This window comes from Gracilinema caldarium DSM 7334, from assembly GCF_000219725.1.
GTDB lineage: Bacteria > Spirochaetota > Spirochaetia > Treponematales > Breznakiellaceae > Gracilinema > Gracilinema caldarium.
On the sequence record NC_015732.1, the window covers coordinates 818953 to 834531 of the forward strand.

General features: G+C 48.5%; 13 protein-coding genes. 11 read left to right on the plus strand and 2 right to left on the minus strand.

Annotation, left to right across the window (positions count from 1 at the left end; all coding sequences use genetic code 11):
* The first annotated feature begins 62 nt into the window (after positions 1-62).
* Both SPICA_RS03755 and SPICA_RS14690 read left to right on the plus strand, forming a co-directional pair.
* Positions 63-1322, plus strand: coding sequence for a metallophosphoesterase family protein (locus tag SPICA_RS03755; protein WP_013968209.1), 1260 nt, complete (start codon positions 63-65; stop codon positions 1320-1322).
* Positions 1323-1366: 44 nt separating this feature from the next.
* Positions 1367-2020 (plus strand): TetR/AcrR family transcriptional regulator, encoded by a 654-nt coding sequence (locus SPICA_RS14690; protein ID WP_052296333.1) that lies wholly within the window; start codon positions 1367-1369, stop codon positions 2018-2020.
* Positions 2021-2182: 162 nt separating this feature from the next.
* Here SPICA_RS14690 and SPICA_RS03765 read toward each other — a convergent pair whose 3' ends face one another.
* Positions 2183-3145 (minus strand): hypothetical protein, encoded by a 963-nt coding sequence (locus tag SPICA_RS03765; protein ID WP_013968211.1) that lies wholly within the window; start codon positions 3143-3145, stop codon positions 2183-2185.
* Positions 3146-3317: 172 nt separating this feature from the next.
* On the opposite strand from SPICA_RS03765, the gene SPICA_RS15405 reads away from it, so the two are divergent.
* The 8 genes from SPICA_RS15405 to SPICA_RS03800 all read left to right on the plus strand — a co-directional run bounded on the left by SPICA_RS15405 (position 3318) and on the right by SPICA_RS03800 (position 13622).
* Entirely contained in the window at positions 3318-3473 is a 156-nt protein-coding gene (locus SPICA_RS15405) for a hypothetical protein (RefSeq protein ID WP_013968212.1), read from the plus strand.
* Between the two features lie 142 nt (positions 3474-3615).
* Complete coding sequence (locus SPICA_RS03770) at positions 3616-5883, plus strand: MFS transporter (protein ID WP_013968213.1); 2268 nt, start codon at positions 3616-3618, stop codon at positions 5881-5883.
* A gap of 32 nt (positions 5884-5915) precedes the next feature.
* Complete coding sequence (locus SPICA_RS03775) at positions 5916-7328, plus strand: SH3 domain-containing protein (RefSeq protein ID WP_013968214.1); 1413 nt, start codon at positions 5916-5918, stop codon at positions 7326-7328.
* Positions 7329-7331: 3 nt separating this feature from the next.
* A complete protein-coding gene (locus tag SPICA_RS03780; protein ID WP_013968215.1) occupies positions 7332-9362 on the plus strand; it encodes an ABC-F family ATP-binding cassette domain-containing protein in 2031 nt (676 codons plus the stop codon).
* 33 nt (positions 9363-9395) lie between these two features.
* A complete protein-coding gene (gene galE / locus SPICA_RS03785; RefSeq protein WP_013968216.1) occupies positions 9396-10373 on the plus strand; it encodes a UDP-glucose 4-epimerase GalE in 978 nt (325 codons plus the stop codon).
* A gap of 12 nt (positions 10374-10385) precedes the next feature.
* Positions 10386-11612: a M20 family metallo-hydrolase gene (locus SPICA_RS03790; protein WP_013968217.1), complete on the plus strand. Its 1227-nt coding sequence runs from the start codon at positions 10386-10388 to the stop codon at positions 11610-11612.
* A 154-nt stretch (positions 11613-11766) separates the two neighbouring features.
* Positions 11767-12495, plus strand: a complete 729-nt coding sequence (ribA, locus tag SPICA_RS03795; protein WP_013968218.1) for a GTP cyclohydrolase II — start codon at positions 11767-11769, stop codon at positions 12493-12495.
* Positions 12492-13622 carry a KamA family radical SAM protein gene (locus tag SPICA_RS03800; protein ID WP_013968219.1) on the plus strand — a complete coding sequence of 377 codons (1131 nt, stop codon included), beginning with the start codon at positions 12492-12494 and terminating at the stop codon, positions 13620-13622. The genes ribA and SPICA_RS03800 overlap by 4 nt, the downstream gene beginning before the upstream one ends.
* Before the next feature lie 3 nt (positions 13623-13625).
* On the opposite strand, the gene SPICA_RS03805 is transcribed toward SPICA_RS03800, so the two are convergent.
* Positions 13626-14180 carry an adenylyltransferase/cytidyltransferase family protein gene (locus SPICA_RS03805; protein WP_013968220.1) on the minus strand — a complete coding sequence of 185 codons (555 nt, stop codon included), beginning with the start codon at positions 14178-14180 and terminating at the stop codon, positions 13626-13628.
* A gap of 121 nt (positions 14181-14301) precedes the next feature.
* Here SPICA_RS03805 and SPICA_RS03810 point away from each other — a divergent pair, with 121 nt between their 5' ends.
* Complete coding sequence (locus SPICA_RS03810; RefSeq protein WP_013968221.1) at positions 14302-15420, plus strand: BMP family lipoprotein; 1119 nt, start codon at positions 14302-14304, stop codon at positions 15418-15420.
* Positions 15421-15579 lie beyond the last annotated feature (159 nt).

The following is a 15579-nucleotide window of genomic DNA, read 5'->3' on the forward strand; positions in this document are numbered from 1 at the left end:
TGCTTTACGATGGAACTAGATTTTTCTGGTCTAATTGGAAAAGGTATGGTATACATGTGTCTATGAACCATCATAACGATATGATTGCAGCTTCCCGCCAGCTGAGAATTACCTTTGCAACTGCTCTTATTGCGGGCTTCCTGAGTCTTGTTTTTAACCTCTACCATTTTAGCCTCCAGGGTACCGGAGGGCTCTATACCTGGCATCCACTCCCGATCCTGACGGGTATGCTTTTTATGGGGTTGGTGCCACTGGGAATAGCAATATTATATTTTTTTGTATTCCGTGTTGGCCCTGTATGGCTCAGAACCGCCCTCCATTGGCTCTCTCTGCTGATATCAGCCATGGTGAGTCTTGTGTCGGTTGCTCTGCTCGTGTATCTCATTTTTGTTCCCAGATTGGGAAAGCTTGAAATACCCCAGCTCTCGCTCATCAATCCTGAAAAGGGAATTGAGCCCATAGCTCGTATCGCTGAATCTTCCGCTGAAGAGACCGCGAGCCCCCTTTTAAGACTTTCCTTTACTTCGGATCCTCACTGGGGCGCTGAGACTTCAAATGCAGAGGCCAGAACCAGCATTCTAAAAAATATAGCTCGACACCAAACCGATGCCTTTTTTATGCTGGGCGATACGGTAGAAACGGGAAATGTGGCTTCGATGTGGCAGGCTGCTCTGACCGATTTGGGGACCCATATCCCCCAGGTGCCCCTGCGGGTACTGCTTGGAAATCATGATGCCCTCTTTGGCGGGCAGTACCTATATACCAGGGCTTTTGCTCCCCGGGAAATCATGGACGATTCGGGTTCACCCTTTTATTGGAGTCTGAACCTTAAGGCCGCGACAATTGTGGCGATCAACCTTCCCTGGGGAACCGAGAACTTTGGAAACCGGCAGCGGCGCTGGCTCGAAAAGACCCTGGCGGCGGCAGATTCTACAAAACCCATTATCGTCCTGTCCCATAGCTATTTTTATGCCTCGGGCTACGATGATCCTGCAAATAAGAGTCCCTGGTACGACCATTATCAGAACCTGGCGAAGGTGGCCCCACTCCTGGAACAATATAAAGTAACCCTCGTTATTTCCGGACACAACCACTATCAGGAGCTTTTATTCCATAATGGGGTAACCTATGCTCTTGTTGGTTCCATGGGGGGAATTCCAGATCCAAAGCCTGCTTATGTATCCCCTGCGAGCCAGTGGATTGCTGTGGGGCAGTTCGGTTGGCTCGATGTCGATCTTTTCAAAGATCGGCTTCATCTGGTTTTTAGAAATGAAAATGGTGTACCCCAGTATATATGGGATGTGCAAACCAGAACAAATTAAATTTTTCTTGCATGACGTATCATAGAATGCTAGTATTACCCATTATGGGAATACTAGAACGACGTATCCGAGAACGACAACGAAGGGTAGAGGAAATCCTAGAAGGAGCCAAACGGATATTTTCTACCAAGGGTTTTACCAATACTACCATGAACGATATAGCCGATTCATCAGAGCTAAGTCGTCGAACGGTGTATTTATATTTTAACAGCAAAGAGCAGGTCTCCTTAGCAATTACCGCTGCGGCTCTTAAAGAACTGAGCCAAATATTTGGCCGTATTGCAAAGGAGGAAGGGACCGCCTTTGAACGCCTAGGCCATATTATAGAAGCTTATCAGGATATGATGGCTGAAGATCAGGCCAAGTTCCAATTTTTTGTAAGCTTTACAGAAAATGCTCGTTCTGTTCCAAAGGATTGTGAAGAATTTGTATCCTGTGAACAGTCACTTCTTACTATTGAGCACATCATAGCGAATCTATTACAACAGGGCTTAGCGGAAGGATCATTGCAATTCTCCGAGGATCCTAAGTATCTGGCGGCTCTCTTAACCTTTATGGTCCACAGTCTTGCAGCTGCATCAATTTCCTATAAGGGGATTTTTAGCAATTTTGATGATACTTTTATCACTTCTCTCTTTACGGGAAGCTTACAGATTATCAAGCAATATGTACAGCCCAAACAGAGACAAGAACCTTAGTATTGTTGTAAAGGCTTGACAATCCCTATTTTTATTATTATTATGCACATAGTGTGTAATAATTACTCGATGAGAGTAATTATTACTGATACAAAACCGGCCACCTTTGGTGGAGCAAAGGTGGCCGGCTAACCTCTAAAAGGTTTTATAGCAAGGAGGAATTTAGAGCTTAAAATATACCTTTGCTTGTAATGTCAGAGCCTGTGTGGCGGATGTGTTTTTGCCATAGACTGGGAACGTATAACCCAATTGTAGTTCGACCGGCAGCAAAGTGTTCAGGAAGAAGATTGATGCGTTGGGACCCAGGGTCAGAGAAGCTGTTGCCGTATCCTTTACTTTGTCACCATCGATTTTAACATCGGGAGTAGTGATATAGGTAATAGGAAGGCCTGCACTCATTTTAAGGCCCTGGTCAATAAGGGTTTCGAAGTGGGGTTCCGCTTCCAGGGTAAGTTTATAGCCGTAGTTTATTTTATCTTTTGTAGGATTATAGAGTGATAAAGACGATTCAGAAACCTTACCTTCGGTTGGGTAATAGACGAGTTCACTGTAGAGGTTGGCAAAGAACAGCTTGTTTATGATGTAGTCGAAATAGAGACGGCCCCCTACGGCAAAGAGATGTTTATCCAGGTTAGCCACGGTAACCGCATCGCCTTTCATAGCATTTTTAAATTGTTCTTCCATATCCGTGGCGGGTAGTGGAATTTTGACCCCCGGAGCAACGGCAAAACGGAAACGGGAATCCTGAACGGGAGCCTTTTCGCCGAGGATCTGGATCTTAGCGCCGACAAAGATATCGTAGACTCCGTTAATGTTTGCGTCTAATGAGGGCATATCCATGTCGGACCAAAGGTTCCAACCGGGAGCCCACTGAATTGCGGCGGAAATCCAATCGTTGACGCCGTACTCAAGGGCAAAGCCTAGGTTGTAGGCCTTAAATGCCCCCTCTCCGGATTCATAGGATTCGTACTTGCCATCCTGATCATATGCACCATTGGCAAAGGCATAGGAATTGGTGACATACACACGGCCCACATGGGCTGGCAAAACCAGGGCATCACTGGCAAACACCATTGAGCCAGTAATAAAAAGGGCGATAATGACGAGGGTGATGATTTTTCTCATAAAACTCCTCCTTGTTAATTATCCGATCTAGGATCGTTTCTGAAAGTATAGCAAGAATATTGTTTTATTTCAACAAAAAATGTTTGTGTGTCATTTTATGTGTATGATATGCATATTACGTAATCTATATACGCAATATGTGTAGAATAAACTATATTGTTTGGAGGTTTATATGAAACTGTATCGAAAGGTAGCGGCCTCTGTTGCCCTCATCCTTACAACGCTCGCTGTGTTAACATCCTGTTCATCTCTCAAGCCCTTTACACAGGATGAACTGGATCGTCTTGCTTTACAGAACCCGAGCATTTCTATGGGGTATGTAAAGTAACCTGGCATCCCTTTGTAGGACCTGAGCGAGATCAACCTTATGTTGGTCTCTAAATACTCGGTGAGATGTTTAGAGGCCAACATAGGTTCATAGAAACATTTTCTCTTGTAATATTCCCTGTTAAATTGATACAATACGTAGTATGCCAGGTCAATTGACTCCCTATCAGATTAAAAAATTCAGGAAATTGTACAATGTATTCAATGCATTTAACTCCTTTTCCTTTACAATTCTTTCAGGTAGTGTAATAACCCTGTACGCTCTGCGATTAGGAGCGACCTCAACGATAATTGGTATATTAAACGCCTTTGTCTTTTCTGCTTTTTTCTTTATGCCAGTGGGGAAAATGCTTGTTCATCGTTTCCCTATAGTACAGGTATTTGCCACCGCCTGGCTTATCCGTTATCTCGTTATGATACCCCTTGTGATTGCCCCCTTTTTTGATCGGCTCGGTCGAACCGATATAGCCCTCGCACTTATGATACTTGGTGTTTTTGCCTTTCATGCAAGCCGTGGGGTAGGTATGATTGGTAATAATCCGGTACTGAACGAGCTGGCCACCGGACCTGACCGGGGGGCTTATATGACCCATATCCAGGTTATTTCTAGTGCCGTGTCTATGTTTACCAGTCTCGGTGTGGCACTCCTTTTAGGCAGAAAACCACCGCTCATGCTATACGCCCTGCTTATGTTAATTGGAATTATTGCCGGGGGTGTTGGGAGTCTTATGCTCTACCGGATCCCTGAACCGCCAACCGAAGAAGAGGGTAAACGGGAAGAATTCCTTGCTGTTGTCCGAAGGGCTTGGCACCGAGCGCCCTTCCGAAGGTTTATCATCATTTTTTTAACCCTCAGCCTTATATCATCCGTTTCACGGGCCTTTATTGTGGTGTACAGCCGAAACGTCTATTTCCAGGGTGATGGTATGGTGTCCCTCTATTCTGTTTTTGGAAGTCTGGGGGCCCTTGCAATAGGACTTCTTACACGGCTGCTTGTGGATAGGGTAGGGGCGAAACCCCTCTATATTACCTATACCTTTGCCGCAGTGATTAGCCTATTGCCGGCAATCATCTCACCCTTCGCGGATACCGCTGTTGTGGTATCTTCCTGGGTTGTACCAGGTTTTCTAGCCCTGCTTTTTTTTATGGTTAATTTTGCCTTTGCAGGCACAGAAGGAGTTGCCCAAACTTACTTTTTTGGTCTTATCCGTCCTACTGATATGCTTGATTTAGGCATTCTCTATTATATTGTGTATGGTATTGCAGGTGCCGCTGGTTCTTTTATGGCAGGTCTTTTTCTCGATGTATTGGTAGATGCGGGGCTATCGTCGGTTTTTGCTTTCCGGATTCTTTTTGCAGCTCTTACGTTGCTGCTGCTCGTGGTCCTTTTGTGGCAGCGAAAACTGATCCGTCTTGGTGCGCTTCCTTTGCGGGGTGCCTTAGGCGTTATTTTCTCTTTTAGAGATCTGCGGGCCCTTACACTGTTGGACCGGCTGGAAAAAACCCGGAGTGTTCAGGAAGAACATGAAGTTTTAGAAGCCCTGCATGATGTTCCCAGTGCAGTTGCCCTTACAGAACTTTTGGATAGGCTCAGATCACCCCGTTTATCAGTTCGTATAGAAGCACTTAGGGCAATTGAAGCTCTTGAATCATTAAATACAGAAGCAGAAGATGCCCTTATGGAGGATGTTCAGAATAACCCCTTTACCACAGCTTATATTTCCTGCCGAATCTTAGGAAACCATGGGGTTCATCAAGCTATACCCTTGCTGAGAACCATGTTACAAGCAGAAGATTATATGCTTGTCGGAGAGGCTATGCTTGCCCTCGCCCGTCTTGGAGACCATGAATATCGTACCCAAATAGAGGAGTGTATAAAAACTACTAAAAATCCCCGAATCCGGATTATGGGAGCAGCATCCCTCGAAACCTTCGGTTCCTATGAGTCGATTCAGGTCCTCCTAGATCTGCTTCGGGAAGAAAATCCACCACCCTATCTGCGGGATGAGGTGGTTCTTTCCATTGCTGGTATCGTTGGCATTCTGGAACGGTTCTATCCTCTTTTAGTTCAGTACCGGGAAGATCCCGCCCTGGTAAACGCTCTCGCTTTAGATGAAATTGAGGAAATTGCTGAACAAGTTGTCAGCCGTCGATGGCTTAAGAACTCACAATATAATAATAAAAATGTAAAACATAGTATTGAGGAACTAAAAAAAGGGGTCACTCAATTAGTTAATTCCTATGATGGGAAACCACTTTCCCAATGGATTATTACCTATTTGGGAGACACTCAAAAATTAGATGTGTACCTCTTTTCCCAGGCTATTCTTGAAGATGACCTTGTTGCCCATGACCGCTTCCGTCTGCTAGTATGTACCTGGGCCGCAAACCGCCTTTTGTTACGTATATGATATAGTATAAACCTTTAAAGGTAGAAGGACCTATGCAGAAACAAAAAGGAATGAGTCTTATTCCTCTCATGATGACTCTTGTAATAACCGTTCTTTGTTCTGGTTATATAAGCTCTTGCTCAAAACGTTTAGGTTGGGGTGTTGTCCTGTGGGATGTGCAAAATCCAGCAATTCCTTCAGGAACTTTGGTTCCTGTGTATATTAAATCTAAAATAGATTCAGTCTATGTTATTGGTATCCCTAAGGAATTCCAGATAAAACCAGAAAAGAAAACCGACCCTGTCATTGATAAAAAGGAAGTCCCCCTCTGGCAAATTAGTTTTTTTTCAAATAGAGGAAAAGCCCAGGCTTTTGTAAAAGAATTTGCCGATTATGCCAGCCTCTATGCAGAAACCCTTCAGGATGGGCTTCCCATCAGGGCGGAACCTGATAATGGAGCCCGTCGGGTATATCGGCTGAGACAGGGGCAGGTAGTTAAAATCCTTTCAAAAGCCGAAGGAAGTCCCGCCATGAGCGGTAATAAGCCGCTTCCCGGTGAATGGCTCCAGGTGCTCACCGATGATGGAACCATTGGCTATTGCTTTTCGTACCGGCTCAGAATCTTTGAAACAGAAGCAGGCAAAACCCTTACGAGCACCCAGGCAACGATCAGCAACCCTGAAAATGATCCCACCCTGGAATCCATCTTCAGTAAATCCTGGGCCCCTGACTGGTATCAAGATATGTTGGATAATCAAACCATTGACCTTGATACCTTTACTGACCAGTGGGGCTTCTTCCCCAGTCAGGATACGGGGGTACTACATCTAGCGCTTCCAGATTTTGATAAGACCTATTCCTATACGGCTATCACCAAGGTTGATACAAACAGTTGGCGATTCGAAGGGACTCCTCTTGTGGTCACCCTGCGGAATACAGACCTCCTGGGGGTCCAATATGAGATAAACGGCGGAATCCAAAGAACAGCCCTCTTTGTTGCTCTTCCCATATCGGTCAGTGATGTAATTACCCAGGAAAAGGAGCGACGGTTAAAACTTATCGAAGGTATGATAGCCCAGGGGCCCGTTTTCCAAAGTGAAACCTATGGTAAGATTACGCTCTCTCCGGATGGCAGTTTCCAATGGGAAGGTTTTGATCTTCTGGTCCCTCGTATTATCCCGCAAACAGCAATCGGAACAGGAATCATCTCTATGAGGCTCTTTATTCGTGAAAGTATCCGGACTACCTATGATGGAGCCTTTACCATGTATTTTAATGCGCTCGGGGGTGATGGTCAGCCGGCACTTGCAGCGCCTGGAACTACAATTCCTGTTAATTTCTTGTACAAGGTCGAACCAGGGAGCCTTCGTCTAGAATATCTACCATCCTCATCTATAACAGGAACCTCGGTTCTTCAGCGATCCAGCTCACCGATTATTCTTTACTTTACCACCCTGGAGCAGTAAGGTATGGCCTTTGTACAATTTACCCGAGTCTCCCTTGCTTTTGGTGATCGGGATATCCTCAAGGATGTATCTCTTAACCTGTCTGCAGGGAGCCGAGCAGCCCTTGCCGGAGCAAATGGGTCAGGAAAGTCTACATTGATGAAGGTGATTGCCGGCCAGATACAACCTGACTCTGGAGAACGGGCCGTACAACGGGAGTGCAGGCTTTCATACCTCCCCCAATCGGGTATAGTTCACTCAGGCCGAACTCTGCGAGAAGAAGCTGAGACTGCCTATGTGAGCATCCAACAGCTTATTTCCCGGATGGAAGCCCTCGGTACTCAGCTAGAACAGGTTAAAGATGACACGAAAAAGACTACCCAGCTCCTTGAAGAATACCATGTCCTTCATGAGGCGATAGAAGCTTCTGGGTATTATCAGCGATCCCAGCGTATTGCCATGGTACTTACAGGTCTCGGCTTTTCCGAAGATGACCTGGACCGTCCGGTGGATGAATTCTCCGGGGGCTGGCAGATGCGTATTGCTCTGGCCAAGGTCCTTCTGGAAGCACCGGATATTCTGTTACTAGACGAACCTACTAACTACCTCGATATCGAAGCCCGTACCTGGCTTGAAGAATGGCTTAAAGATTTTAAAGGTGGATACCTGCTGGTATCCCACGACCGGTATTTTCTTGATGTAACGGTAAACGAAGTCTATGAATTATTTCAGGGAAACCTGAAGCGCTATGCAGGCAACTATTCCAATTATGAACAAATCCGCAAAGTGGAACTGGAAAGCCTTCTTGCGCGTTATGAAGCCCAGCAGGAAGAGATAGCAAAAACCGAAGACTTCATCCGTCGGTTCCGTTATAATGCCTCAAAGGCCGCCATGGTCCAGGATCGGGTAAAGCGGCTTGAAAAAATGGAACGGATCGAGATTCCGGAGTCGCTGAAACGGATACACTTCTCCTTTCCGCCGCCGCCCCATTCCGGCCGGCTTGTGCTGATCCTCCAGGGTCTCGGCAAAAAGTACGGCAGCCGCCAGGCCTTATATGGCGTAGACCTCGTTGTAGAGGCAGGGGAAAAGCTTCTCGTGGTCGGCCGGAATGGGGCCGGTAAATCGACCCTGCTCCGTATACTTGCGGGTATTGATCAGGATTATGAGGGTCAGCTCTCTCTCGGTACCGGTGTAGCGGTGGGCTATTTTTCCCAGGATGTGGCCGAAACCTTGACCGGTTCCCAATCGGTGCTGGAAACCCTCGAAGCCGAGGCTCCCCTGGAACTTATTCCCAAACTGCGGGATATGCTGGGTGCCTTTCTTTTCCGGGGCGATGATGTTTATAAGGCCGTTTCGGTTCTTTCAGGAGGCGAAAAGAGCCGCCTCTCCCTGCTCAGGCTCCTCCTGTATCCGGTGAACCTCCTCATCCTCGACGAACCAACCAACCACCTGGACCTCCATTCCAAGGATGTCCTCCTGGATGCACTGAAATCATACCCCGGGACGGTGGTCTTTGTTTCCCACGATCGGGCCTTTATGGAGGCCCTATCCACAAAAACCCTCGAGCTGAATCAGGGCCGGCCCCGGCTTTTCTATGGGAACTATACATACTATCTGGAACGGCTTGCAGGGGAGTCAGCGGGAGGAGCAGAAAACCCAGGAAGCTCCGCAGGTTCATCAACAGGATCATCTCCTAGAGCCGGCAATAGGGCGGGCACTGGATCTGTCGCTGGCCACGGCTCCAATACTGCCCAGAGCAGTGCTACAGGGGGAGCTGGGCTCAGTGCGGCGGACTACCGGGAGGCAGAAAAAAAGCGGCAAGCTCAAATAAGGCGCCTCGAACGGCAGGAAGCAGATCTGCTTGCCCAGCTTGAACAATGTGAAACAGAAAAGGCTCGCCTCGAGGAAGCCCTGGCGAGCCCCGAAATTTATGCGGATGGTACAAAAGTACGGGATATCCAGAGCAAGTTAGATGGTATACTACGAAAGATTGATGAACTGACAATCCAATGGGAACAGGTTGCCCAGGAACTGGAAACGGTTCGACAGGGCTAAAGATAAACGATGCAATTACAGTGAGGAGTAACCATGAAGATTCTGGTTATTGGTGGTGCCGGCTATATCGGCAGTCATGTATGTCGGGAGTTTCTGGATCAGGGACACCAGGTAACGGTATTTGATAACCTTTCCAGCGGACTCGAAGAAAACCTCTTCCCCGAGGAGGATTTCATCAAGGGTGATATTCTGGATGCCCCAGCCCTGGAAAAGGCCATGTCCCGGGGCTTCGATGCTCTCATCCATTTAGCAGCCTTTAAGGCCGCCGGTGAGTCCATGCTTAAGCCTGAAAAGTATTCGGTTAACAATATTACCGGGACCATCAATATACTGAATGGGGCTGTTGCTACCGGCATTACGTATGTGGTGTTTTCTTCCTCTGCGGCTACCTACGGAGAGCCCAAATATCTTCCTATTGATGAGGATCACCCCACGGAGCCTGAAAATTACTATGGTTTTACGAAGCTTGAAATTGAACGGTTCCTGAAGTGGTATGATAAGCTTAAGGGTCTGAAATTTGCAGCCCTCCGGTATTTTAATGCGGCCGGTTATGATGTGAAGGGCCGGATTACGGGCCTTGAACGGAACCCGGCAAACCTGCTCCCCGTGGTGATGGAAGCCGCTGTGGGGATGCGGAGCGAGGTTCAGGTCTTCGGTAACGATTATGACACCATCGATGGTACAGGGGTCCGGGACTACATTCATGTCAATGACCTGGCGGTGGGCCATGTGGCAGCATTGGATTACCTCGCACGAACGAACCAGAGCCTCACGGTAAACCTGGGCAGTGAAAGCGGACTTTCGGTGCTCCAGATTATCGATGCGGCCCGTAAGATTACCGGCCGGCCGATCCCGGCACGGATTGTGGGCCGCCGTCCCGGGGACCCGGCCAAGCTCACCGCCTCAGCGAAGCGAGCTAAAGAACTCTTAGGCTGGACTGCCCAGTATTCGGATGTGGAAACCCTGGTCCGAACAAGCTGGGACGTATACCGGAACAAGGCTGGTTTATAAGGAGATCCTACTATGTTAGAAAAAATATATTCCTATATTGACGGAAGCACCGCCACGTTGGTAGAGCTGGAAACCGAACTTTGTAAGCGTCCAGCCCTGTCCCCCGATTCTGGCGGGGTAGGGGAGCTTGAAAAGGTAGAGTTTCTCCAGTCCTGGCTTAAGGCCCATGGCATACAGAATCTAGAGCGGCATGATGCGCCGGATAGCCGGGCCAAGGGCGGTATTCGCCCTAATCTGATTGCTACCATCCCCGGAAAATCCGACACCAAGCGGCTTTGGATTATGAGCCATACCGACGTGGTTCCCCCGGGGGAGCTGTCACTCTGGAATAATGATCCCTGGCAGGTGGTGGTTAAGGATGGCCGCCTCATTGGCCGCGGTGTGGAAGATAACCAGCAGGGCCTTACCTCATCGGTACTGGCCGCCCTTGCCCTGGTCAGTCAGGGGATTACACCGCCCCATACGGTAAAGCTCCTCTTTGTGGCCGATGAGGAAATGGGCAGTGAATACGGCATCCAGTGGCTTTTGGCCAACCGCAACCTGTTCAGGCCTGATGATATGGTGGTAATTCCCGACGGAGGCGATGAAAGGGGCGAAACCATCGAAGTAGCCGAGAAGAACCTCCTCTGGCTTAAGATAAAAACCTCAGGCAAGCAGTGCCATGGCTCCCGGCCTGATCAGGGAGCTAATGCCCATCTGGCGGCCTGCGAACTGGCGGTCCGTCTCCATGACGAATTGCCGCTCCGCTTTAATGCCCATGACAGGCTGTTTGATCCCGATTATTCCACCTTTGAACCGACCAAGCATGAAGCCAATGTGCCCAATGTAAACACCATCCCCGGCGATGATGTGTTCTACATGGATATGCGGGTTCTTCCCCAGTATCCCCTTAAGGATGTTCTGGCCGAAGTGGAGCGGATTATGGCAGAGGTTTCTGCAAAACGGGGGGTTCAGATGAGCTATGAAGCACTCCAGCGGGTAGAATCCAAGGCTACCAGGCCCGATGCTCCCCTGGTACAGTTCCTGTCCCAGGCGGTTAAACAGGTCTATGGGGTGGAAACAAGACCCATCGGTATCGGCGGCGGCACCGTTGGAGCCTATTTACGGAATGTGGGTATCGATTCTGTCGTATGGGGCCGGCTCCACGAGAGTGCCCATCAACCTAATGAATATGCACTCATAGAAAATATCATCGGCGATGCCAAGGTTATGGCCACCCTTATGATGGAACAGCGATAATAGTGTATTGATGGATTGCCCTTTCCTATACCCTTACGTTTTAGTATCTTTGGATAGATGCAAGGATGTACGTTGCTTTGCATCTATCTTTAAAAGGGCGAAAGCAAGGTTGTCCTGATTTGAACTGCTTTCGCCAAGTTGTGGAGCGAAAGCTATGGATGCAGTTAATCTTGAAACACCCTGTGAAAAGGCTGTGAGCCGGGAAGAGCTTGAGAAAAAACTCAAGGGCAAACCGGATTTTATTTTAGAAGAACATTATTGCCAGGGCCGGAACACCTATTGTGAAGATGCCGGTCCATGTTGTGTAGAATTAGTGGCCCATGCGGATCTTCCTACCCGTTTCGGTCATTTTACTATATATGGTTTTTATGACGCCAAGAATGACAAGGAGCATACGGCTATTGTCAAAGGTTCTGTAGAGGACAAGGAACGGGTGCCTGTTCGGGTTCATTCACAATGTCATACCGGGGATGTACTCGGGAGTCTCCGCTGTGATTGCCGTGACCAACTCGAAGCAGCCCTTTCTTACATAAATAGTCAGGAGTTTGGGGCGGTTATTTATATGAAGCAGGAAGGCCGGGGTATTGGATTACTGAACAAGATTAAAGCCTACCAACTGCAGGACCTGGGGCTCGATACGGTCGAAGCAAATCTGTATCTTGGTTACCCCGATGAAGGCAGAGAATATTCGGTGGCTGCAAAAATTATTGAACTTCTGGGGATCAAATCGGTGGCGCTCTTAACTAATAATCCTGATAAAATAGCAAAATTAACCAGTGAAGGTATTAAGGTTGTGGATCGCATTCCCATTGTGATACCGCCAAATCCCTATGACGAAGCCTATCTAAATACAAAACGGGAGCGGATGAAGCACCTGATATGAAGCTGATTACCCGTGTTTCAGATCTTCCGCCTGCGTTGGCCGATTCGGTTACCAAGGAGGAGTCAGATTTTGTTGATACGTTGCAGGCAAAAGGTATACTACCCTTTGCGGTTACTTCCTATTATGCTGACCTGGCAAATAAGGAAATCCAGGCTTCTCTTGTAGCGGCTCGTACCTCCGGTGCGTTGAACCCCACATCAGGGGCTCAACGTCATGGTGATGTATTACGCAGGCAGTTTTTTCCCAGTCCCGAAGAAGCGCGCATCTTGCCCTATGAGCTGGAAGATCCCCTTGGGGAAGTTCATTTTCGGGTAGCTCCCAGGCTTGTGCACCAGTATCGGGACCGGGTATTGCTTTTAGCTAATGGTACCTGCGCTGGTTACTGCCGTCATTGTTTTCGCCGTTCCTGGACATCAACCTTGCAGGGCTTTATCACCCCGGAAGAACTCGAACCGGTAAAGGCCTACCTTTCAGCCCACCCTGAGGTGCGGGAAGTACTGGTCTCTGGCGGAGACCCCCTGATGGGGAGCGATAACCGGCTGGCGGAGCTTTTTACAGCCCTTCGGGATGCCCGGCCGGGGATACTGCTCCGAATCGGAAGTCGTATTCCAATTATGGCTCCGGAACGGATCACCGCGGATCTGGTGGCACTGTTGCGGCATTATCGGCCTCTGCGACTCATTCTGCATATCAACCATAGTAAAGAATTGGCTCTCGAAGTCCGCTCAGCCCTTAGCTGCCTTATAGAAGCTGGTATCCCTGTGCATACTCAGACGGTGCTTCTGAGAGGGGTGAATGATACCGCGCTGGAACTTGCGGAACTCTTCCGTGAACTGCTCGACCTTGGGGTGACTCCCTATTACCTCTTCCAGGGGGATCTTGCTCCAGGAACCAGCCACTTCAGGGTAAATCTGGAACGGGCCCTTAGTATCTATCAGGAACTGACCAGGCTTATTTCTGGTCTTGGACTGCCTGCTTTTGCGGTCGATTTACCCGGCGGCGGCGGTAAGGTTCATCTGCATCCAGGATGCATCGAAGGTGAAGATGAGGATCCTTCGGGGCAAGTCTGGTACCTTTTAAGGAGCCGGGATAACACCCTCTGGCGATACCCCAAAGAAAGTAATTAAACTTTACTCATACTTTTCCAGGTCCGCCAGTACTATGGGATCAAGAAAATGGGAATAGGCTTCCCGGTTCGCCCGTATGTCCGTGGCAGATATGGGAACCCTGATACGTTCCCGGTCTACGATTCTATGGTCGCAGTGTAATACCTTAGCCGCCCAGTCTCCGTATGGTTCACTGGAGAAAAATACATCAATTGTTCTGCCTGCCATAAAGGAGCGGAGAAAATCTTCATGCATTTTCCGTACTTCCGGGCTGTTCCCTGAGATTTCCGGAGCCTCTGGAGCCTCGAGGACTTCTACCATCGGATAGAGCCTTCTGATCCAGCCTGCACGAACCTCCAGAGGGATGGGGGTAACTGTTTTTGCCTGGTATACCACCACGATTAAATGTTCGGTTTCTTTAAGCGCTGTTTCTATTAAATGCTGATGCCCCCGATGGAGGGGTGCGAATTTACCAACCGTCAGTCCAGTTTTGTACATATGTTTCCATTCTAGCCAGGTAAAGGTCATAGCGTCTAGCCGGTCTAGCACCGCAAGACTGGTCTGATTTGCATCCACCACAGATAAATGGTTTGTGGAAAATATACTTAAAGTAGGTTCAGTCTCCGAATGGTTGATGAATATGCCTTGACCTTTGGACTAAAGCTCACTATGGTTAAATCACTTCATTCAGGAGGAAGATATGATGAAGAAATCTGTTATTGCCGCTTTGGTCGCTGTAGCCGCCCTGGCCTTCATTGGCTGTAATGCCAAGAAAGCCGCCCCTGCGGCCAGCGCTGAAAAGCCCGCGGTTACCGTTCGGCTCCTCACCGATGCCACCGGTATCGATGACAAATCCTTTAATGCCGCTGCCTGGCGGGGTATCCTGGAATTCTACGGTGATACCTGGGAAAACCAGAGCCAGAAGGGCAAAGCCTACGATGTGGTTACCGCCCAGACTCAGGACCTCTATATACCCAACTTAAAGCAGGCTTCAGACGAAAAGTATGATCTTATCGTTGTAACCGGCTTTACCTGGTCCGACGCTCTTGGGGAAGTGGCACCCAAATATCCCGATCAGAAATATATGATCGTTGATGTGGACTGGGTTAATGCTCCCAATGTCATGCAGGTAACCTTCTCCGAACATGAAGGCTCCTACCTAGTTGGTGTTGCTGCGGCCCTTAAGGCAAAGGCCGATGGTATCAAAAATCCCAAGTTTGGCTTTATCGGCGGTATCCCCGGGCCAGTTATCACTAAATTCGAAGTTGGTTATGTCCAGGGGATTAAGTCTGTGCTTCCCGATGCCCAGATTGTGGACTATTATGCCAACGACTGGGGTAAGCCTGAACTGGCAAAAGCCCAGGCTAAAAACTGGTACGATTCGGGGGTTTATGCCATCTTCTCTGCCGCTGGCGGTACCGGCAACGGAACCATTGCACAGGCTAAGGAATACCGCTCCCAGGGTAAAAATGTCTGGGCCATCGGTGTCGATTCGGATCAGCATGATGATGGTCTCTATGCCGAAGGAAAATCCGCTGTTCTTACCTCTATGTTAAAACGGGTTGAAACCGCAACAAAATATGGTCTTGATGCGGTCAAAAACGGCACCTTTACAGGCAATGTGGTTGTTTTGGATATCAAAGCTGGCGGTGTCGGCTTCTCTACAAAAAATGCCGAGCTGGGTGCGGATATTGTAAACCAGGTCGAAGCAGTCCGTTCTAAGATCGTCGCTGGCGAGATTAAGGTTGCCGCAACCTATGCAGAAGCCAAACAGATACCTGGCTTCCCGGCTAACCTGCAGGCTAAGGATTCCCAGTAGTTCTGGGGGCTCTTAAAAACTTTTATAAAAGACCGTTCACCCTAAAGGGGGCGGTATGAAAAATGGGGACCAGGCCTTTTTGGCCTAGTCCCTTTTTTTATGTACCCCGCGAAGTCGGCAAACTAAGCCGGCGATCAACGGTGGTTGTCTGTCCCTGGC